Source organism: Hymenobacter sp. APR13 (genome assembly GCF_000737515.1).
In the GTDB taxonomy this organism is placed as follows: domain Bacteria; phylum Bacteroidota; class Bacteroidia; order Cytophagales; family Hymenobacteraceae; genus Hymenobacter.
In genome coordinates this window covers 3,014,138-3,034,107 of the sequence record NZ_CP006587.1, presented here as the reverse complement: position 1 = coordinate 3,034,107, position 19,970 = coordinate 3,014,138, and the positions used below count along the sequence as shown (strand labels likewise).

The following is a 19,970-nucleotide window of genomic DNA, read 5'->3' as shown; positions in this document are numbered from 1 at the left end:
AGAATAGCGTAACGGCCAACCTGCCGAAGTACGTGTTTTCCAGCTGAAAATGGAAGCTCCGGCTGCCTGCTCTACCTCCGCTTTAGTGCTAGGCCGCCACCAGCGCGGCGGCCGGCGCGGGCTGCTGGGGCCGCCGCCGGTACCAGAGTGTAGCCGCCACCGACAGGGCAATGGTCAGCACCCGAAATACGTTCGCCCACAGGTTGCCTACCGCTGAGTCCGAGACGTCGAACAGCATCCACCAGGCATTCATAAAGATGTGCAGGCAGATGGGCACCCACAGATTGTTCCAGCTTTTGTAGAGCCAGCCAAACCACACGCCGCCCCCAAACGTGACGGCCAGCACGCCTACCGCCGAAGCTAGGTCGTGGCTTTGGTAGAGGTGGCCCGTGGCGAAGATGCCCGACTCGATGAGGATGGTTAGCAGCCACGGAAACCGAACGCGCCGCGTCAGCTGCCCGAACAGAAAGCCCCGGAACAGCGTTTCCTCGCCCAGTCCGGCCCAAACGGCGCCCCGCAGCAGGCTGCCGGCCAGCACCGGCCCGGTGATGCTGGTGAGCTGAAAAACGGCCAGATAGCCCAGCAGCATTGGCAGCGTGCAGCCCAGGCCCATAGCCAGACCCTCCCCCATTGAAGCCTGCCAGCCCAGCTCGGGCACGGCTCGGCGCCAGCCATACAGGCCGCTGAGCGCCAGCAGTGGCAGCCCCAGCCACCACAACGCCATGTACAGCACGTACAGACCGGGCGCCAGCTGGCCGGGCACCAGCCCCAGCCACGGATTGACAAAACGAGGCGCATACACGGCGACCAGGAACGTAAGCAGCGTGACGATGGCTACGACAAGCTTTTTCATGAGCTACAGTCAGTAAAGGGCGAATGGATAGCCCAAAGGTGCCCGCAGACCGCCTCGTTCAGAACCCCAATCTGATGAAGCCGGGACTCTTTCAGTTGAAATGCGTGAAACAGGGATTGAACAACCTCGCGGCATCCGGACGGCCGGAATTGCGTTAGGCTAAGCATGCGTGTTTTTTTCTTTCTGCGGCGGCCTTGCTGGCCAGCAGCCTGCTACCCGTTGCCGCTCAGGTGCAGCCGGCCCCTACCGGCACCATCCAGGACCGTAACCACAACGCCTGGCTGGCTTGGTTCAGTGATGCGCGCCTGACCAAGCGCTGGGGCTTGCACACCGAGTTTCAGCTGCGCCGCACTCACGGCCTGCGCGACCCGCAGCAGTATTTCTACCGGCTGGGCCTGAACTACCACGCCACCAAGCGCCTTACGCTCACGCCCGGCTACGTGTACCTGCTCTCGCTGCCCTACGGTGACTTCCCCGATACTGGCCGCACCCACGAGCGGCGCTTCTACCTGCGCGCCGATTTGCAGGACGAAATCGGGCGGCTGCAGCTCACGCACCGCTACATTCAGGATGTGCGCTGGCTGCGCAACCCCGGCGAATCCGCGTACGCCCCGCGCAACTACCGCTCGCGCTACCGCCTGCAGCTGCAGTTTCCGCTCACCCGCCCCACCATCGAGCCCCAGACGCTCTACGCCCTAGCCTCCGACGAGGTGTTTCTGGCCTATGGGCCCGGCGTGGCGCAGGTGTTCAACCAGAACCGCCTCTACGCGGGCCTGGGCTACCAGCTCACGGAGGCGCTGAGTGTGGAAGCCAGCTACCTCAACCAGATTGTGCAGCACGACGACGGCGTGGTGTTCGAGCACAACCGCGCCCTGCAGCTCAGTGTCAACTTCAACCCCGATTTCCGAAAGCAGAAAGACGAGTAAGCAGCGAGCAGTAGCCAGCGAGCAGTAGCGCGAACTACAAAGTTCGCGCTACTGCTCCCGGCGGCACACGCACAAAAAACCCTACCCGGCGTCGCGTTCTGATAAGCGCGATAAAAAGGCTCCTAGCCTACCAGCCGCACGAGGCGGCGCTGCAGCCAGGGCCAGGCGGCGGCGCGCACCGCTAGGTCTACCAGCCAGGCCTTGCCGGCCAGCAGCTGCATGAGACGGTAGCGGCGCGTCAGCTCCCGCCCGATGTGCTGCTCCACCTGCCGGGCGTACTCGCTCAGAAACTGTTGGTCGAAGCGGCCGGTTTGGAAGCTGCGCAGCACCTGCCCGGCGGCCAGGATGCCGCTGTGCACGGCCTTGTCGATGCCGTGGCCCTGCAGCGGGTCGATGAGGGCGGCCGCGTCGCCGCAGAGCAGCCAGCGGGAGCCGTGCACGGGCCGCCCGGAGCCGCCCAGCGGCAGCCCGAAGCCGGTGATGGGCGTCAGCAGCTCGGCGCCGGCAAAGCGCGGGGCCAGGTGCGGATGGGTGGCCAGCAGCTGCCGCAGCTCGGCCTTTAGATCAAGCCGGCGCGCCGCCACTTCCTCCGACAGCACGCCCAGGCCCACGTTGTAGCGCCCGCCGCCCACCGGAAACACCCAGCAGTAGCCTGCCCCAAACTCGCGCAGGAAGTAGAAATCCGACGTATCGGCGGGCGCGTCGGCCACGCCCTGGTAGTAGGCGCGCACGGCAGCGCAGTGGTGGGCGCGGTCGAGCTGCGCGGCGGCCCCCACCTGGCGGGCCACCACGGAGTTGGCCCCGTCGCAGCCGATAACCAGCGCCGCCCGCAGCGGCTCCCGGCCGGCCTCGGCTAGTTGAATCGTTACGCCAGTTTCATCGGGCACAACACGCCGAATGGCGCAGTTTTCCAGGATTTCAGTGGCGGTGTGGCGGCGCACCAAGGTCAGCAGGGCATCATCAAAAGGCAGGCGGGCGCAGTTGAAGGCGGGGTTGTGCCAGCGGATACGCAGGCTGCGGCCGCCGGGCGCCAGCAGGCGGCTGTAGCGGGCATCGGTGCGGTGCGGGGCCAGCAGGGCGTGCAGCTCGGGGCCGTAGGCGACATCGAGGCGGCTGAGGTGGCGCAGCGTGGGGCCCGGAATGGCGTCGCCGCAGACTTTGTCGCGCGGGAAATGGGCCTTGTCGAGCAGGGCCACGCGCAGGCCGCTGTGGCGCAGCGCCAGCGCGCACGCCGCCCCGGCCGGACCGGCGCCCACAATCACCACATCATGCGTAAACGAGCTGAGCACACGCGAAGGTAAGCGCCAGTTGCTCGCGCCGCGCTGCCGGGGCCGCATTTCGCGTCCTCCGGTGGCTTGGCGCTACTCCACGGCTTCGCGCAGAAACTCGCAGAACGGCTGCAGGGCCCGGAAAACGGCGGGCACGTAGGTATCCAGGTCGAGCTGATGCACGGTGGCAGCGGGAATGTGGTGGGTCACGACGAAGCTTTTGTGCTTGAGCAGCTCCAGGTCGGGGTGGTCGGCGGGGTAGCCGGCCGGGGCCTTTTTCAGCTTCTCGCCGCCCAGGCCGGGGAAGTAGCGCCGAAACTCCGGCGCCTCCAGCAGCTGGTGCAGCGCCGACCCGTTGTAGTCGATTTCCTGCCGGATGCGGGTGAGCTGGTCTTTTTCGGGCACGTAGATGCCGCCCGCCAGCAGCGTCTGGCCCTGGGGCCCCAGCTGCACGTAATAGCCCGGCCCGGTGCCGGCCTTACCACCCTCCGAGAAATAGGCGCTGAAGTGGGTTTTAAACGGGTCTTTGTTTTTGGAGAAGCGCACGTCGCGGTAGATGCGGAACAGGGTCTTCTTGGGCTCCAGGCCGGCCAAGCGCGGGTCGGAAACCGTCAGCTCGCGCAGCCAGCCGGTCACGGCCGCTTCAAATTCGCGCCGCAGCTGCTCGTAGGTGGGTTTGTGGGTTTGAAACCAGTCCCGCTCGTTGTGGCGAGCCAGCTCCGTGAGGAAGGCAAACAGCTTCGTGGTGTTCATTCTTTCGGAAGGGTTGAGAGGCCGTGGGCCTGGTGTTCAGACGCCTGGTTGCGTCTCATCGGCAGCGCCACAAGACGGGCTGTTGTTCAACGACGAGACGCAATTATGCGTCTCTACATCGTAGTAAAGGCCCAAGGATTCAGGCGTCGAAGCTACGGCTGCTGGCGCATTTCCTGCCGGCGCATGGGCATGGCGTCGATGGTGGCAAACAGGCTGGCAGGTGGCAGGGGCTGCGTGGCGCGCTTCTTCACTCCGCCATCCTTGCCAATCAGCACCACGGCAAAGCCGCCCGGCGCTACGCCCAGCTGCTGCGCAAGGTAGCGCGCATCGGCAGCCGACAGCATGCTGCCCACCAGCTCCCGCACCAGCAGCTGGCGGGCTTCCAGCTCGGGCCCTGCGGCGCGCAGCAGCTCCTGCTGCCGCAGCAACGCGGGGTCGGTGGCGGTGGGCGCGTAAAGCAGCAGTACGCGCTGCTGCCAGCGGCTGGCTTTCAGCAGCGCCGCCACGGATGTTGGTTTCGGAGCCGTCTGGGCCGGAGTAGGTACTGGATTCATCAGGAAAGCAGCCAGCAGGCCGATATAGGCAAAAGCAGAACGCATGATATTAGAAGTGGCGGGACGTAGTGCATGTTTTGGCGACGCGGAAGTAAGGTTTGCTGCGGAACTTGCCGAAACAGCTTTGGCGCATCGTGCTGGTGGGCGCCTCACCCCCGGCCCCCTCTCCAGGGGGGGAGGGGGAGCCAGATGACTGGGTTTAGCCAGAGGCGGAGATGCTTCGGCTTCGCTCAGCATAATGTTCCGTTGGGAACCTTATACACACTTTACTGCCGCACAGCCAGCGCCGGCAGCACCTGCGCCAGCCACGAAAACACGGTTTGGTAGGCCCGCGCCCGCGCCGCCGGGCCCGACAAGAACAGGTCGTGGATGCCGTCGGGGATTTCCTGCACCGTGACGTTGGGGCCCAGCCGGGGCGCTAGGTGGCGGATATGGGCTACGTTGAGCACGATGTCGGCGCGCTGGAAGTCGTCGGACCACTGCCGGCCGACGGCGGTGCGGCTGGCGTGCAGCACCAGCACGGGCGCCGCGATGCCCAGCCCGGCCCGTACCTGCGCGTGCCCCTGCCGGATGGCGCGCAGCCAGCCCGCATTCACCCCAAATACGTGGTTGGGCTTCCAGGCCAGGTTGTAGTCCCAGTGGCCGCGGTAGGCGCGGTGCAGACTTTGGCCGTAGGAGTCGGAAAGGCCGGCCGGCACCCGCAGATTGGGCCACAGGCGCCCCAGCGCCGCCAGCAGCGGCACGCCCAGCCGCTTGATACGGGCTTGGTGCAGCTCCAGAAACGGGCTGTTCAGCACCAGCGCCACTGCGGCGGCCGGACGGGCGGCGGCGTAGAGCGCCACAATCAGCCCGCCCGTAGAGTGGCCACTGAGCACCACCTGCTGACCGCCTTCGGCGCGTACTACGGCCAGCGCGGTGTCGAGGTCGGCGAAGTATTCGGTTAGGCTGCGCACGTTGTTGGGGTGCTGATGCGGCAGGATGGCGCGGCCGTACTTGCGCAAATCGAGGGCGTAGAACCGGTAGCCGTGCGCGGTATACTGCGCGGCCATTTCGGTCTGGAAGAAGTAGTCGTTGAAGCCGTGCACGTAGAGCACCGCCCGGCCCGTGGCGGGCGCGGCGGTGGCGCGCACCAGCACGGCCTGCACCGGCCCTTCGTAGTCGGGCGGCTGCGGCAGGCGGCGCTGCTCGAAATCGGGGCCCAGCGGGTCGGGAGTGTAAGAGCCGGAAGCAGGAGTAGAAGCCATGCCGACAGTACGTAACTCCCGGCCCGGCCGGCCAACAGCGCGGCGGTTCTCGGGCGCTTTGCAATCCGGATTGCGGAACAGGCGCCGGTCCGGCGGCTTTTTAGCCGTCGGGCCGGTCGTCGTATGCCCGGCCACCGGTAGCATGGTCACGGCCGGCAACGCCCGCTGGCGGCGACCGGCCCGACGGCTAAAAAGCCGCCGGACCGGAGCCTACATCCTCCCCGCATAATCCGCAACCTACCTCTATATATCCTACTCCCGATACTACCGCCGGCCTACCCGGCGTTCCAACGCCAACCCTGCCCGGCAGGCTCTCCCCCTCCTATCCTTCGCTACTCTATGCGCTTACTTATCCTGCTGGCTGCGGCTTTGCTGCTGACGCTTTGTGCGCCGGCTTCCACGGGCCTTATGCCCAATCCTGCCTTCCGCCAGCGCCAGCTCCACTTCGAGCGGGTGCGGGCCGCCTATGTGCTCCACCAGACCAGCCTGCACCAGCTGCTGCGCCGCAACGGCATCCGGCCCGAGCGGCTGGAGCTGTTTGTGCGGGCCTTCAAGATGGGGCGCCGGGTGGAAGTGTGGGGCCGCGAGCAGGACGCCGGCCAGTTTGTGCTGCTGCGCACCTACCGGCTGGCCGGCACCTCGGGCACGCTGGGCCCCAAGCGCCGCGCCGGCGACCGGCAGATTCCGGAAGGCTTCTACCACATCGACCGGTTCAACCCCGACAGCGAGTACCACCTCTCGCTGGGCCTCGACTACCCCAACGCCGCCGACCGCCGCCACGCCGGACCCGACCCCGGCGGCGACATTTTCCTGCACGGCTCCGACGTCACCATCGGCTGCCTGCCCATCACCGATGCCTGCATCCGGGAGCTATACGTGCTGGCGGTGGAGGCTCGCGCCGCCGGCCAGCCGGCTATTGCCGTGCACATCTTCCCGTTTGACATGACCGCCGAAAACCTGGCGCGCCGCGTGAGCAGCCCGCACCTGGCCTTCTGGCAAAGCCTGGCCGCCGGCTACCAGCAGTTCGAGGACACGCACCAGCTGCCCCAAGTGGGCGTAGACGCGCAGGGCACCTACGCGGTGCACCAGCACGGTAACCCATTCGAAAGCCTGCTTACCCCACTTTAATGCTCTGGTGTTCTGCTATATCGAGTAATTGTTTAAATTACTCCCATTGTTCCACAACCAACCCAACTCAACTGTATGAAGGCACCCCTATTTCTGACCACGCTGGCCACGGCCATGCTGCTGAGCGGCTGCGCCGACAAAGAGGCCGCCGTAAACCCGGTGCAAGACATCAGCGCTGATGCGCTGACGCAAATCCGCCAGCTCGGTTTTAGTGCTGAAAATGTGCAGCGCGATGAAGCCGGCAACTATATCGTAGAAGGTGACATCCTGCTGTCGGCGGCCGACCTGAGCAACCAGGCAAACGTGCAGCTGCTGCGCGTGGGCCAGGAAGAGCAGTACCGCACCACCAACACCGTGAGCGGCACCCGCACCATCACCATCAGCGTGTCCAACCAGCTGCCCAGCGCCTACATCACGGCCATCGACGAGGTGGTGCGCCGCTTCAACGCCGAAAACCTGCGCATCACTTTTGCGCGGGTGAGCTCCGGCGGCAACATCAGCATCGTGCGGGCCAGCGGCAGCTACCTGGCGTCGGCGGGCTTCCCCACCAGCGCCGGCGAGCCATTCAACCAGGTGAAGGTTAATTCGCGGGCCATTGGCACGGCCAACCCCACTACCTACATCGCCACCATCCTGGCTCACGAAATCGGCCACTGCATCGGCTTCCGCCACACCGACTACATGGACCGGAGCTACAGCTGCGGCGGTGCCGTTTCCAACGAAGGCGCCAGCACCGTAGGCGCGGTGCTGATTCCCGGCACGCCCGCCGCGGCTGACCCCAACTCGTGGATGCTGGCCTGCATCGGCAGCGGCCAGGACCGCCCGTTCAACGCCAACGACCGCACGGCCCTCAACTACATTTACTAAGCCCCGCCGTTCCCTCGCCATCCCGGCGGGGGCCGTATCTTGCCAGCGCCGACGCGGACTTACCCGCGTCGGCGCTGTTGCGTTATGCCTGATTTCCCGATTCCGAAAACCCTGCGTGATTCCGCCGTGCTGGTGCCCGTGTTCCGCGACGCCGCCGGCCAGTTGCAGCTCGTGATGGTGCGCCGCAGCAGCTTCGGCGTGCATGGCGGGCAGCTGGCCTTCCCGGGCGGCAAGCCCGAGCCCACCGATGGGTCGCTGCTGAATACGGCCCTGCGTGAGGCCGAGGAAGAAGTGGGCCTGCAGGCCGCCGACATTGAAATCCTGGCCGAGCTGCCGCCGATTGCGGTGCCTACCGGCTTCCGCATCACGCCATTTCTGGGAGGCATCAGGCGGCCCGAAACCTGGCAGTGGCAGCCCCGCGAGGTAGAGGAGGTGCTGGAAATTCCGCTGCTGCACCTGGCCGATACCGCCAACCACGCCGAGGAAACGTGGCAGCTGGCCGGCTGGCCCGGCCCGCGCCGCGTCCCGTTCTACCGCGTGGATAGCGCCGTGCCGCTCTGGGGCGCCAGCTACCGCATCCTGCAGCCCCTGCTCCCCCGCCTGCTCGCCGGCGAATGGGATATTTGATTTTTGGGTTTGGGGTGATGAGGTGACAGTGCTGGGCGCGGTCTGTGCCGACGAAGTCGGCAAGACCGTTGCCCACCAAACCGGGCCGGTCTCCCGACCGGCGGCCGCGAAGCGGCCATGCTGCTCCGCGCCAACGAACCTTACGTGCCGACGTCGGCTCACGCCGGTCAGGAGACCGGCCCAGTTTGGTGGGCAGCGGTCCTGCCGACTTCGTCGGCGCAGACCGCGCCCAGCGCATGAGCCGGGAAGGTGAGGCGCACGTCAGCACGCGAGATTCCTCGCTCCGCTCGGAATGACGTTCTTCTTTTTCACCTTCTCCCCTCATCACTCCATCACCTCATCACCCCCACCTCATTCTGGCACGAAATTGCGTTTGCAGCATCATATGACTCCCACTTTCATGAAACGTCTTCTGCTTCTCCCGCTACTGGCGCTGCTGTGCTCAGGCACGGCGCAGGCCCAGCGCGAACAGTCCATCTGGCTGTTTGGCCAGCAGGCCGGCCTCACGTTCCCGGCCGATGGCGGCGCTCCTACCCCGCTGCTCACCAGCAAAATGACCACCTACGAAGGCTCGGCGGTGGCCACCAATGCCCAGGGCCAGCTGCTGTTCTACACCAACGGCGAGTTTGTGTTCAACCGCCAGCACCAGGTGATGCCCAACGGCCGCAAGCTGATGGGCTCCAATTCCAGCACCCAGAGCGCCCTCATCGTGCCCGACCCCGGCTCCGGCAACGTGTTCTACGTGTTTACGGTGGGCGCCCAGGGCGGCCCCAACGGCCTGCGCTACTCCATCGTCGACATGACCCGCGACAACGGCCTCGGCGACGTGCCCCGCTCCAACGCCCTGCTCATCACGCCGGTGGCCGAGAAGCTGGCCGCCGTGCGCCACGCCAACGGCCGCGACGTCTGGATTGTGGCGCACCGCTGGAACTCCAGCGCCTTCGTGAGCTTTCTGGTAACGGCCGACGGCGTGCAGAGCAAGCCCATCATGAGCAACGTGGGCAGCATGCACGCCGGCCCCGGCCGCAACGCCATTGGGGCCCTGAAGTTCTCGCCCGACGGCCGCAAGCTGGCCGTGGCTTTGTGGCGCGAGGCCAACAAGTACGAAGTGTTCGACTTCGACCGCAGCACCGGGCTGGTGAAAAACGTGAAGGCCTTCGCGCCCTACCCCGAAGCCTACGGTGTGGAATTTTCGCCGGATGGCAGCAAGCTCTACGGCTCTAGCAACGGCGAAGGCGGCGGTCAGGCCCAGATCTTCCAGTTCGACCTGAAAACTGGCAAAGCCACCGTCATCGGCAAATCGGCGAACCGCAAAGTGGGCTCCCTGCAGCGTGCCCCCGACGGCAACATCTACGTGGCCCGCGAAGACAACCAGTTCCTGGGCATCATCCAGAACCCCAACTCCGACGCCGCCAAATACATGGACGACGGCCTGAAATTAGGCGGCCGCCGCAGCAAGCTGGGCCTGCCCAACTTCATCACCGAGCCCGGGAAGTAGCTTTCTGTCATTGCGAGGACGAAGGACGAAGCAATCCTTCCTCTCACCTGAGCCAAACCTTCCCAAGCAGCAAGCCCTCCGGCGTTAGATTAGTAATCTACTGCCGGAGGGCTTTGCTGTAAGGGCTGTGTCTGCCACGAGAGGAAGGATTGCTTCGTCCTTCGTCCTCGCAATGACAGCCTATTGAATCTTCCCGAATTTAAACCGCAGGAAACCCGTCGCGACGGAGATATACGGGTTTTCCGACGCCAGCAAACCCACCACGTCGCGGGTGCTGATGCCGGCTTCGTAGACCGAGGTGGCAATGGTGAAGCCCAGCGGTAGGCTCAGGCCGTAGCCGGCGCCGCCCGTGACGCCGCTGCTCAGGCGCAGCCAGCTCAGCGGCTTGTAGTCGACGCCCACGCCTACGAAGGGCGAGGTGAGGTTGCCGGCCACTTCGTTGAGCGGCAGGGTCACGTCGAGGCCGGTTTCGAAGAACTCGCTCACGCGGAAGCCGACCCCGGCGCGCAGCTTGGCGGGCAGGCTGGCTTTGCGCTCCAGCCCGGTCTGGTACTGAAACAGGCTATCGGTGCCGGATGCGAAGATTTCGGTGGCTTCCTTGATGAAGTTGTAGCTGCCGATGCCGGCCGATTTCAGCCGCTTGAGCTTCTGGTCGTTGGCCGTGAGCAGGTTGCCGTCCCAGGTCATGCTGCCCAGGTCCGTCACGGCCAGACCCAGGCGCAGCGACTTGCCTACTTCGGCTGCCACGCCCACATCGAAGCCGTTGCCCTTGCCCACCGGCTGCAGGCCGCTGGTGCGGGCCATAAAGTTGAAGCTGGGGTTGGTGGTCAGATTGCCGTAGTCGATATCGAACACCGGCGACAACGAACTGTAGCCCTGCAGGTTGCCGGGCTGCACGCGCACATCCAGAATCCCGATGCCCTGGATGTAGCGGTAGCCCGCCCCCGCCGACAGCTGAAAAAGCGGCAGATCAATCAGGCGCTGGCCAAAGGCCACGTTGAACTCGCTGGTGGCCGCGAACTGCATGTCGGTACCCGCCAGCGCCTCCGACACCAGCGGAATGTTGCTGGCGCTGGCGTTGGCGTAGATGGGCGCGTCCTTGCCCAGAAACAGCAGCTCGGCGGCGTTCTGGTTGAGGCCGACGTGGCCGGCGGTGCGCAGGCGGTGGCTCACGGCAATGCCGCCCAGCCCGGGCAGCTGCACGGCCAGCCCCACGGTGGTAATGTCGGCGTTGAGGTTGGCGGCGTTGTCGGAGGTGAAGGCCTGGGCGAAGCTGCGCTTTTCGGCCGGCGTCAGCTCGTCGTTGGTGTTGTAAATGAACTTGCGCAGCTGGTCGCGCGTGAGCGACTGGGAGCTGACGCCCACCCCGGCCTCGCCGATGGTGAAGGCTACCCGTGAGCCGCCCACCCGGCCCAGGTTGGCCGGATTGATGCCGATGGCCTGGTAGTCGGTGGCGAAGGTGGTGCTGACGCCGCCGCGGCCGGTGGCCGTGAAGTTACTGAGCTCGTTCTGGGCATGCAGCGGCGCGGCGGCGGCCAGCGTCAGCAGCGCCGCGGTCAGGAAAGAAGTAGAGTTCCGGTTCACGGGCAAAGCAGTTTAGAAGGCCAACACTTGACACCCGCCGCAAGTGGAGGGCAAAAGTTGGTCAAATGTACCATTATAGGGTAGTTTGCGCCTAGTTTACTATACCAGTGGGCCGTTTTCCGCGGCCAACTCCGTTTCTGCCCCGATGGCCAAGCGCTTCTCTGTTTCCGAATACGCCGACGGCATCCTCTCCGGCAACCGCGTCATGCTCAGTCGGGCCATCACGCTGGTGGAAAGCACCCTGCCCACCGACCAGGCCCTGGCCCAGCAGGTGCTGGACGTGGTGCTGCCTCACGCCGGCCGCTCGGTGCGGATGGGCATTACGGGGGTGCCGGGCGTGGGCAAAAGCACGTTTATCGAGGCGCTGGGGCTGCATCTGGTGCGCGAGCAGGGCAAGCGGCTCGCGGTGCTGGCCGTGGACCCCAGCAGCCAGCGCGGCGGCGGCAGCATCCTCGGCGACAAAACCCGCATGAACGAACTGGCCGCGCACCCGCAGGCCTACATCCGGCCCTCGCCGGCGGGCCGCAGCCTGGGCGGCGTCACCAAGAGCACCCGCGAGGCGCTGGTACTCTGCGAAGCCGCCGGCCACGACGTCATCTTCGTGGAAACTGTGGGCGTGGGCCAAAGCGAAACGGCCGTGCACGGCATGGTGGACTTCTTTCTGCTGCTGATGCTGGCTGGCGCCGGCGACGAACTGCAAGGCATCAAAAAAGGCATCATGGAAATGGCCGACGCCGTGACCATCACCAAGGCCGATGGCGGCAACGAGCTGGCCGCCCGCCGCGCCCGCGCCGAGTACCAGAACGCGCTGCACCTCTACCCGCTCGCGCCCAGCCAGTGGAGCCCCGTCGTCACAACAAGCTCGGCCGTGACGGGGCAGGGCGTGCCGGAGGTGTGGGAGGTGGTGCAGCGCTACGTGCAGCAGACGCAGGCAAGCGGCTACTTCCAGCGCCGCCGCCAGGAGCAAAACCTGCACTGGCTGCACGAAACCATCCGTGAAACCCTGGAAACCCGCTTCTACCAGCGCCCTGAGGTGGCCCGCCGCCTCGGCGACATGCAGCAGCAGGTGATGGATGGCCGAAAATCCGCCTTCGGCGCCGCGGAAGAGCTGCTGGGACTATAAAGCGAAAATCCGTTTCGTGTCGGGCTATTGCGGGTGCTGAGCCAGCCACTGCTGGTAGGTGTTTTTCAGCCATTGGGTTTCAGCCCTTTTGTATTCCGGCGTCACCACTGAAAAATGGTCACCGGGGTAATAGGCAAAGGGCATGTCGGCGCCCAGTTTCTTCATTTCCTGCTCCATGAGCATCACCGACTGGTTCAGGAAGTAGGTATCCTGGTTGCCGGTGGCGAGGCGCAGCTTGCCGTTCAGGTCAGGCTTGAGGCGGCGCCAGTTCTGGCGCACATACTGCGTCAGGTCGTAGCGTTTCCAGTGGCGGAACACCTGCCGGTCCAGCGCGTTGGTAGTAGAGTTGAACAGCGGCTTGGGCAGGCCGTTGCGCCCTTTGGGACTGAATACTGCGTCAAACGACACTTCCTGCTCGCCCCGATAGATGATGTCTTCCAGCCGATGCATGATGTTCGGCCGGTCGTAGGCCTCGGCGACGGGCAGCACCTCGCCGTAGGTCAGCGAATCCACGAAATCCACCCATTTGTCGTCGGCGTAAAGGTTGGTTTGCTCAAAACGGTGAAAATCCACCGGGTCGGGGGAACTGGCGTTAGCGCCGGCAAACAGCTTTGGATAGTGCGTCATCAGATACACCACCGTGTAGCCGCCGCTGCTGTGGCCGCGCAGCACGCGCCCGCCGTTGGTGCGGTACTGCCGGTCGAGCAGCGGCAGAAACTCGGTGGCAAAGGCGTCGCCGACGGGGCCGTTGTTGGCGCTGTTAGCGTACACGGTGTGCCCCAGTGCGCTGGCTCCATCCAGATACACCCGGATGCAGGCAATGGTATCAATGGGCGTGGCGGGCAGCGTGTCGGTGCTTTCGGAGCGCGAGTAGTGGTGGTAGTCGGCGCCGAAGCCGCCCACCGTGAACAGCACCGGATAGCGCCGTTGCGGGTGCCGGTAATAGTCGGCGGGCAGAATCACGGCCCCATCCAACAACATGGGCTTGCGGTGGAACCGACTGAGCAGCGCTGAGGGCGCCTTGATTTCCTTGCATAATTTCGTGGCGACAAACACCGGCGCGGGCACCATATGGCTGCAGTCCAGCGTGAATATTTCATTGGCAGCCTGCAGCGAAACCTTGCGGGCCGCGCTGTAAGGGTTGCCGGTGCTTTGCCCGATTACGCGCCCGCCGCGGTTCAAATCCCACACGGCCTGCACGTAGTAGTCGCCGCGCGGCAGGCGCGAGAGCAGCGTGGGATACGACAGCGCCGAATCGGAGAAGACGATGGTTTCGCCGGGCTGCACGTTGCGCACCGCCAGCCGGTAGCACGGCCAGCCGGGCTGGTCTTTGGGTTGCGCCTGCTTCTGCGACAGATACAGCAGCACGTTGCCGGTGAAAGGACCTGCGTGGGCGGATGCCGGGTAAGAAACCCGGAATTGCTGGGCTTGTGCCGCCGCCAGGCTCAGGAGCAAAACCAGCAGAATAATGGCGTATTTTTTCATCGAGCAATAGCAGAAGTAAGCTCTGGGGCCCGGACACGCCACGCCCAGGCAGCAGCTACGGCCGTTGCCAGAAGTGTGTACTGGAATTAATAAAAGGAATGCGCCGGGGGCCAGCCAGGCTAGCAGCGGCCAGCCGACTAGCCGGCCGCTGCCGACTACCCGCGCCGGGGCCGCAAGGCCAGGTAATCGAGGTAGTACAGGATTTTGATGCTGACGTTGTTGTTGTGCGGCGTGTTGATGGTGTTGCTCAGGTTGTCGAAGTAGAGCGGGGTGGCTTCGTTGGCCTGTAGGAAGTTGGTACCGGCGTTTTTCCAGACGATGCTCACCTGCGAGCCGGGCGCAAACCACCACGAGTACACAGCGTCCACGTTGAAGGCGTTGTAGGTATTGTCGCGGTTGCGGCGGTAGTCAGCGGGCGTTTCCTCGCCACCGGGGTGCAGGCGGGCAAAATCCTGGTAGCGCACGGTGCTGGTGTAGTGGCGCGTGCGCACCGTCAGGGACATGCGGTTGGTGAACGTATAGCCCACCGACAGCACATTAGACACCGTGACTACCTGCCGACGGCCCAGCAGCACGTCTTTCGGCGCCAGACCCAGCGGCACACTGCCGCCTAGCTGCCGAATCATGGCCGAATCGAGCGGCTCTTCGCTGTCGAGGCCGCCGTTGACGAAGCCGATCTGGTTCTGACGCAGGTTCCAGTCGGCCTCGTAACGGAAATTGAGCTTGTTGTTGACGCGGTAGCGCGGCGAGATGGTCAGGCCGTAGCCCATGCGGCGGGGCCGCGCCGGCAGCCGCTCGTCGCGGGAGTAGGTGCGGATGCCGGCATTCACGTCGAACGCCAGCTTCTTGCGGTAATCGGTGGAGATGTAGCCACCCACGTTGACGCTGCCGGGCACCCGTACATAATATTCGCCCAACGGCTCCTTGCGCGGCTCGAAATAGTCGTTGTTGCGCGGATCAATATTGAGGTTGAACCCAGTGCTGAGGAAGCTCTTGGTGAAGGTGGTATTCGCGCCGCTGTAGAAGTTGGCACTCTGAAAGAGCGTGGGCCGATACAGCAGGCTGTGGCTTACCCCGAAATAGGTATTGAGCCGGTTCACCTTCCAGAAGGGCTTGTAGATGTTGTAATTGCCGTAGACTTCCTGCGAAATAGCATTGTTGCTGAACAGAATGCCCAGGTCGTTGGGGTCGTAGGTGTTCGACTCGATGCCGTGGGCTACGCCGTAGGTGAAGTTGCCGCTGATTTTGCTCACGTCCAGCCGGTACTTGTAGCCGTCGCGGTTGTCGATCTGCACCGTGTCGGAACCAAAGACGTTGCCGCGCCGCCGCGAGTAGTTCACCTGGCCCGTCACGGCGTAGGAGTTCTTCTTGTTGGCCAGCCGAAACAGGCCGCCGGTCACGTTGGCATCGTAGGTGCGGCCGGCGCGCGTGACGTTGGTGTTGATGAGCGAGACGTAGGAGTTGTTTTTCAGGCTCTGGTCGAGCACCAGAATGCTGTAGTTGCTGAACGGCTGCGTCAGGACCTCGCGCTCCTCGCCGCTCTCGGTATTGCGCACGGTGGCGTACACGTCGTTGCTGAGGGCGTTGAACACGCCGATACCCAGCCCTTTACTAGTGCGCCCCGACACCTTGGTGGCGTTCAGCAGCCGCGTCTCCGACGGGTTCTTCACCAGCTTTTCCTTGTCGCCCACGGCCACATCGTAAAATCCAATGGGCGTGGCGCCCACCCGGCGCGAGTAGAACAGGTTGCCTTTGGTAAACAGCTCGGTGCCTTCCGTAAAAAACTGGCGGTTTTCGTTGAACTGTACCTCAAAAGGCGAGAGGTTGAGCACCTGGTTGTCGCTCTGCACCTGCCCGAAATCGGGCACGAGTGTGGCGTCCAGCGTAAAGCTCTCATTGATGCCCCACTTGATGTCGGCGCCGCCGTTGAAGCTGGTAGTGGTAGGGCGCGTGCCGTCTTCGCTGAGCGGGTTGTGGTTGACGTAGCTGGAAATGTAGGGCGTGAGCGAAAGGCGCAGCGGCGGCTTCACGTCGCGCACGCCTGTGAGCGTGCCCCACTGGTTTACGAAGCCATCCACGGCGGGCTTCACCTCATTCCAGAAGAAAGCCTGGTTTTCCTTTTTGCGCTGCCGCATGAAGTTCAGACCCCACTGCTGCTCGGGCAGGCTGCTGAAGCGGATGGCCGAGTACGGAATCCGCATCTCCGCAATCCAGTCGGTGCCCCGGATACTGGTGCGCGAGTCCCAAACGGCGTTCCAGTTGAAATCTTCGCCCCCGGCCGGCGAGTAGCGGGCATCCATCTGCACGCCGCCCGTCGTAACGAAAAAGCCGTAGCCGTTGAGCTTATCTTGGTAGGTATCGAGGAAGATGCCGAAGAAATCGGTGTTGCCGAAATTGTCGCGCGGCGTCAGCTCCCGCAGAATCGAGTCGGCACTCACGTCGTGCATCACCGCCCCAATGTAGAGGTTGGCGTCGTCGTAGAGGATGCGCACTTCGGTGGGGTGCTTTTCAGGCGGGCCGGGGTTGGGGCGGTTCTGGATGAACTGCGTGGCCACCGGGGCCTGCTGCCACACGGCCTCGTCCAGCAGGCCATCGAGCTTGATGGCGTCCGTGATGCGGATAGCCTGCATCTGCTTTTTAGGAGCCAGCGTGGCGGCGGCTGGTGAGGCAGCCGCGGCGGGTTGCTGCTGGGCCGTTGCCTTCCCAACCAGGCACAAAAGGCTCAGCAGGAAGAAAAAAAAGGGCATACGAATGCGCATCACGGCAGATCGACGGGAGGAGAAGTGAATCAAACGGTGGAAATCGAGGGACAACGCACGGGGCGCGGCGCGGCCCGTAGGGCGCACACATAAATAGGAACGGGAGCCAGCCGGGCAGTAGTTGAGGCTGGTTTGGGCTATAGATGCGGCCCGTTCTTAAACCGTTGCTTGAGCGCTATATTAAGTTTTAAGGGAGTCGGGCCGGTAGCTCCGGCCGCCGTTGCAGCGGCGGCCGGAGCCGGCTCATGGGCACGCATTATTCACTCACAGAAATATTGATACTGGTATTTGATGGCTGGCCTTTGGCCGGATTACCCAGCAGCTTGCGGTACTTGTCGGCCATAGCGGCCGACTGCGGCTCGCCGTTCACCACCAGCCCCTTGTCGTTGAGCTGAAACATGAAGCTTTTGGCGTCTTTCTCAATCAGCCCGTCCTGGCGCAGCTTTTCCCGGATCTGGTCGGAATTGATGCGCGGGGGTGCCGGAACTGCCGGTACTGAAGGCACCGACGACACTGATGGCGCAGCGGGTGCGCTGGGTGGGCTGGGCGGCGCCGGCAGGCTGTAGCGGCGGCCGCTCACGTTGCTCTGCTGCTGGATATTAATGGAGCCGGTAGAACTAAGCTTACGGCCGGTGCGGTCTTCGTAGAGCTTGCGGTACTTCTGCTGCAGAGCGTCGGGCTGCTTTTTGCCGTTCACGGTGAGGCTGGTGGCGCTGAGCGATAAGCTGTAGGTGTCGGTGTTCCGGATCAGGCCGTCGCGCTTCAGCTCGCTCACCAGCGCCTGGCGCCAGCGCTCATCTTCGGCGTCGCGGCGGGCCTGTTCCCGGTCGCGGCGGGCCTGCTCCTGGTCACGCACTGCCTGCTGCGCGTCGCGCACGGCTTGTTGGGCATCGAGGCGAGCCTGCTGGGCGTCGCGGCGGGCCTGAGCCACGTCGCGCAGGGTTTGCTCCCGCTCCTGTCGGGCTTCCTGAATCTGCTCCGCTTTCTGCTCGCGCAGGTTTTGCAGCTCTTCGCGCACCTCCTGCTGCTGCTCGGCATTCAGCTTGCCACTGCGCAGCTGCTCATTGAGGTCTTTCTCAGCGCTGGCAAACTGCTGCTCGATGTACTGCGACATATCAGGAACCTGCATCCGGGCATCCCGCATAGCCTCGCCGGCCTCAGCCATGGCCAGGCGCGAGAGTTCCTCGGCGTCGGCGTCGGTGGGGGCGCGGCCGGCCAGCGCGGCGCTGCTCATGCGCTGCGAAAGCTGCGCCATCCGCTCGCGGGTGGCCTGGCGGCGGTCGGCGAGGGTGTTGCCACGGTTGGGCTGCTGGGTTTTGGCCAGGGCCTGCTGGTAGGCGGGCAGCTCGCTGGCCGGCACCTTCTTGCCATCTACGTACACCTCCGAAATAGCGCCCTGCTCGTTTTTCACCACCACCGTCAGCCCCTTGATTTCGTTGAGGCGGGCCCGGCCGGATTTGGTGGACAGCTTGGGATTGGCCTGGCTGTACACCACCACCGTGTCATCGGAGCCTGGCTTCAGCTCATTGCCGCGGTAGTTGACCGTCAGGGCCTCGCCTTCCGGATTCTCGTCAGGGCTGGTTTGCTCCTGCGCCTGTGCTTCGGCCTGGACCTCTGCTTGCGCCTGATTTTCTGCATCCTCTTCATCGTGGCCGTCAGCAAACTGGGCCCGCAGCGCTTCCGCGCCCTTGTTTACCACGGCCGTGCTAAATGAGGCCGCGCTCAACGACAGCACGGTGCTGGTCGTGAGCACGCCCACGCTCAGCAGCACCACGCAGGCCGCCCAGAACCCATCCGAGAACGTGGGCGCCGTGGCGCGGTGCTGCACCAGGCGGCGCACCCGCCCCAGCAGCGAGCCGGGCTGGCCGGCGGCCGCCATAGCCAGCCGCGGCGTGAGAGCCGGGCGGGTTGGGGCGTGTTGCAACGTAGCCAACGAGGCCAGGGCCTGGGCCAGCACCAGCGAGTCGCCGCAAAGCTCGGTGGCCATGTCGTCGCAGCAGTTTTCGCGCTCGGTGCGCAGGCAGTTCGATAGGAACCACACGGCCGGATGGTAGAAGAACAGGATTTCGGCCACCGACTGCAGCAGATTGAACAGGTAGTCGCGGCGCAGCACGTGGGCCAGCTCGTGGGCCAGAATAGCCTCCAGCTCCGCCCCCGACATGCCCGAAGCGGCACTCATGGGCAGCAGAATCACGGGTTTCAGCCAGCCCACCACCAGTGGCCCGGGCACCAGGCCCGAGGCCAGAATGCGCACCGGCTGGCGCAGGGCCGTGCGGGCCACCAGCGCATCGAGGCGGGTTTGCCACTCGGCGGGCAGCGCAGCTACCCGGTAGCGCCGCAGCCGCTGCACGTAGGCCAGGCCGCTCAGAAAGCGGAGCGTCATGGCCAGCATGCCCAGCAGCCAAGCCACCACCACCACCGGCATATTGCGCTCCAGATAGAGCTGGCCCGTGGTCAGCAGCTGGCGCAGCCGGCCGGGAGCCGGCGCGGCAGTTTCTCCCGTTTCAGAAACTACGGCAGCTTCATCGGCGCTCAGGCTGGCCGCGGCCACGCCCGGCAGCTCATCGGTTGCAATGCTGGCGGAATACGGCGCCTCCGTAGCCGGGGCGGCGCGGAACGTGCTGTAGTAATAGCCCAGCGTGATGCCGCTCAGCAGCAGCAGCGTGAGCAGGGCGGCGGCGGCCACCTTGTAGCGCAAGGCGGCGGCGTGGCGGTGCAGCAGCATCAGCAGCGCGGCGGCGGCCAGTGCCACCAATGCGCCCTGCCACAACGAGTGCAGCAGCGTCCAGCCCAGGGCGCGCATCAGCGCCGGAGAACCAAATTGTTCAAGCAGGCTCATCGGAGGAATCGTTGGAGGTGGAACGACGCTGTTGTTCGATTTCATTGAGCAGGCCCCGGATCTGGGCCAACTCGTCGGAAGAGGTGGAGCGCGTGCCCAGCGCCTGCATCACCAGCTTCATGGCCGAGCCTCCGAAGGCGGCGTCCACGAACCGGTCGAGGAGCAGGCCCTGGGTTTCCTCCTCGCGCACGGCGGCCCGGTATACGTGGGTTTTGCTGTCGTCTTCGCGCAGCACCAGCACCTTGTCCAGCATCAGCTGCAGGATCTTGAGCGTGGTAGTGTAGCCAACTTCGCGCTTCTGGCTCAGCTGGTCGTTTACGAACCGGACCGTGCTGGGGCCGTGCTGCCACAGCACCTGCAGTATCTCCAGCTCCGAATCGGTGGGCTTGGGAATGGGTTTTTCACTCATGAGTACAGGCGTTTGAGGTTCTACGATGATGTTCGTACTTCAAACATATACGA

At 64.6% G+C, this 19,970-nt stretch carries 16 protein-coding genes; 6 read left to right on the top strand and 10 right to left on the bottom strand.

Translation table 11 applies throughout. From position 1 onward, the window contains the following. Positions 1-88: 88 nt before the first annotated feature. Positions 89-853: a CPBP family intramembrane glutamic endopeptidase gene (locus N008_RS21670; protein WP_052381510.1), complete on the bottom strand. Its 765-nt coding sequence runs from the start codon at positions 851-853 to the stop codon at positions 89-91. 194 nt (positions 854-1,047) lie between these two features. Between N008_RS21670 and N008_RS12780 the strand changes: the two genes are divergently transcribed. Further along, the gene (locus N008_RS12780) at positions 1,048-1,779 is read left to right on the top strand and encodes a DUF2490 domain-containing protein (protein ID WP_052381509.1); all 732 of its coding nucleotides are present in this window, start codon (positions 1,048-1,050) and stop codon (positions 1,777-1,779) included. 122 nt (positions 1,780-1,901) lie between these two features. On the opposite strand, the gene N008_RS12775 is transcribed toward N008_RS12780, so the two are convergent. From N008_RS12775 to N008_RS12760, 4 genes are all read right to left on the bottom strand, one after another. Beyond that, on the bottom strand, positions 1,902-3,068 hold the full coding sequence (locus N008_RS12775; protein WP_044016502.1) for an NAD(P)/FAD-dependent oxidoreductase: 1,167 nt from the start codon (positions 3,066-3,068) through the stop codon (positions 1,902-1,904). A 72-nt stretch (positions 3,069-3,140) separates the two neighbouring features. Continuing rightward, positions 3,141-3,800, bottom strand: coding sequence for a DUF2461 domain-containing protein (locus tag N008_RS12770; protein ID WP_044016500.1), 660 nt, complete (start codon positions 3,798-3,800; stop codon positions 3,141-3,143). A 152-nt stretch (positions 3,801-3,952) separates the two neighbouring features. After that, positions 3,953-4,399: a DUF4174 domain-containing protein gene (locus N008_RS12765; protein ID WP_081910782.1), complete on the bottom strand. Its 447-nt coding sequence runs from the start codon at positions 4,397-4,399 to the stop codon at positions 3,953-3,955. Positions 4,400-4,620: 221 nt separating this feature from the next. Beyond that, positions 4,621-5,598, bottom strand: coding sequence for an alpha/beta hydrolase (locus N008_RS12760; RefSeq protein WP_044018718.1), 978 nt, complete (start codon positions 5,596-5,598; stop codon positions 4,621-4,623). A 339-nt stretch (positions 5,599-5,937) separates the two neighbouring features. Between N008_RS12760 and N008_RS12755 the strand changes: the two genes are divergently transcribed. From N008_RS12755 to N008_RS12740, 4 genes are all read left to right on the top strand, one after another. After that, entirely contained in the window at positions 5,938-6,726 is a 789-nt protein-coding gene (locus N008_RS12755) for a murein L,D-transpeptidase family protein (protein ID WP_071884529.1), read from the top strand. A gap of 75 nt (positions 6,727-6,801) precedes the next feature. Next, positions 6,802-7,593: a M57 family metalloprotease gene (locus tag N008_RS12750; protein ID WP_044016498.1), complete on the top strand. Its 792-nt coding sequence runs from the start codon at positions 6,802-6,804 to the stop codon at positions 7,591-7,593. A gap of 84 nt (positions 7,594-7,677) precedes the next feature. Next, entirely contained in the window at positions 7,678-8,220 is a 543-nt protein-coding gene (locus N008_RS12745; RefSeq protein ID WP_052381506.1) for an NUDIX hydrolase, read from the top strand. A 400-nt stretch (positions 8,221-8,620) separates the two neighbouring features. After that, positions 8,621-9,718, top strand: a complete 1,098-nt coding sequence (locus N008_RS12740) for a TolB family protein (protein ID WP_197062852.1) — start codon at positions 8,621-8,623, stop codon at positions 9,716-9,718. Positions 9,719-9,898: 180 nt separating this feature from the next. On the opposite strand, the gene N008_RS12735 is transcribed toward N008_RS12740, so the two are convergent. After that, positions 9,899-11,302, bottom strand: coding sequence for a DUF5723 family protein (locus tag N008_RS12735; RefSeq protein ID WP_156109302.1), 1,404 nt, complete (start codon positions 11,300-11,302; stop codon positions 9,899-9,901). Between the two features lie 145 nt (positions 11,303-11,447). Between N008_RS12735 and meaB the strand changes: the two genes are divergently transcribed. Next, positions 11,448-12,425, top strand: a complete 978-nt coding sequence (gene meaB / locus N008_RS12730; RefSeq protein ID WP_044016491.1) for a methylmalonyl Co-A mutase-associated GTPase MeaB — start codon at positions 11,448-11,450, stop codon at positions 12,423-12,425. 24 nt (positions 12,426-12,449) lie between these two features. Here meaB and N008_RS12725 read toward each other — a convergent pair whose 3' ends face one another. The 4 genes from N008_RS12725 to N008_RS12710 all read right to left on the bottom strand — a co-directional run bounded on the left by N008_RS12725 (position 12,450) and on the right by N008_RS12710 (position 19,917). Beyond that, positions 12,450-13,910, bottom strand: a complete 1,461-nt coding sequence (locus tag N008_RS12725) for an alpha/beta hydrolase-fold protein (RefSeq protein WP_044016490.1) — start codon at positions 13,908-13,910, stop codon at positions 12,450-12,452. Between the two features lie 155 nt (positions 13,911-14,065). Beyond that, positions 14,066-16,657: a DUF5916 domain-containing protein gene (locus tag N008_RS12720; protein WP_197062851.1), complete on the bottom strand. Its 2,592-nt coding sequence runs from the start codon at positions 16,655-16,657 to the stop codon at positions 14,066-14,068. Positions 16,658-16,925: 268 nt separating this feature from the next. Then, positions 16,926-19,508 carry a M56 family metallopeptidase gene (locus N008_RS21665; protein WP_197062850.1) on the bottom strand — a complete coding sequence of 861 codons (2,583 nt, stop codon included), beginning with the start codon at positions 19,506-19,508 and terminating at the stop codon, positions 16,926-16,928. Beyond that, positions 19,495-19,917, bottom strand: a complete 423-nt coding sequence (locus N008_RS12710; RefSeq protein ID WP_044016488.1) for a BlaI/MecI/CopY family transcriptional regulator — start codon at positions 19,915-19,917, stop codon at positions 19,495-19,497. The genes N008_RS21665 and N008_RS12710 overlap by 14 nt, the downstream gene beginning before the upstream one ends. Positions 19,918-19,970: the final 53 nt, after the last annotated feature.

What these genes read in the sequence shown, in the direction of transcription:
- meaB (WP_044016491.1), top strand. Translation starts at nt 11,448, where the DNA reads ATGGCCAAGCGCTTCTCTGTTTCCGAATACGCCGACGGCATCCTCTCC.
- N008_RS12765 (WP_081910782.1), bottom strand. Translation starts at nt 4,399, where the DNA reads ATGCGTTCTGCTTTTGCCTATATCGGCCTGCTGGCTGCTTTCCTGATG.
- N008_RS12740 (WP_197062852.1), top strand. Translation starts at nt 8,621, where the DNA reads ATGAAACGTCTTCTGCTTCTCCCGCTACTGGCGCTGCTGTGCTCAGGC.
- N008_RS12755 (WP_071884529.1), top strand. Translation starts at nt 5,938, where the DNA reads ATGCGCTTACTTATCCTGCTGGCTGCGGCTTTGCTGCTGACGCTTTGT.
- N008_RS21670 (WP_052381510.1), bottom strand. Translation starts at nt 853, where the DNA reads ATGAAAAAGCTTGTCGTAGCCATCGTCACGCTGCTTACGTTCCTGGTC.
- N008_RS12720 (WP_197062851.1), bottom strand. Translation starts at nt 16,657, where the DNA reads ATGCCCTTTTTTTTCTTCCTGCTGAGCCTTTTGTGCCTGGTTGGGAAG.
- N008_RS21665 (WP_197062850.1), bottom strand. Translation starts at nt 19,508, where the DNA reads ATGAGCCTGCTTGAACAATTTGGTTCTCCGGCGCTGATGCGCGCCCTG.
- N008_RS12725 (WP_044016490.1), bottom strand. Translation starts at nt 13,910, where the DNA reads ATGAAAAAATACGCCATTATTCTGCTGGTTTTGCTCCTGAGCCTGGCG.
- N008_RS12770 (WP_044016500.1), bottom strand. Translation starts at nt 3,800, where the DNA reads ATGAACACCACGAAGCTGTTTGCCTTCCTCACGGAGCTGGCTCGCCAC.
- N008_RS12745 (WP_052381506.1), top strand. Translation starts at nt 7,678, where the DNA reads ATGCCTGATTTCCCGATTCCGAAAACCCTGCGTGATTCCGCCGTGCTG.
- N008_RS12710 (WP_044016488.1), bottom strand. Translation starts at nt 19,917, where the DNA reads ATGAGTGAAAAACCCATTCCCAAGCCCACCGATTCGGAGCTGGAGATA.
- N008_RS12760 (WP_044018718.1), bottom strand. Translation starts at nt 5,598, where the DNA reads ATGGCTTCTACTCCTGCTTCCGGCTCTTACACTCCCGACCCGCTGGGC.
- N008_RS12750 (WP_044016498.1), top strand. Translation starts at nt 6,802, where the DNA reads ATGAAGGCACCCCTATTTCTGACCACGCTGGCCACGGCCATGCTGCTG.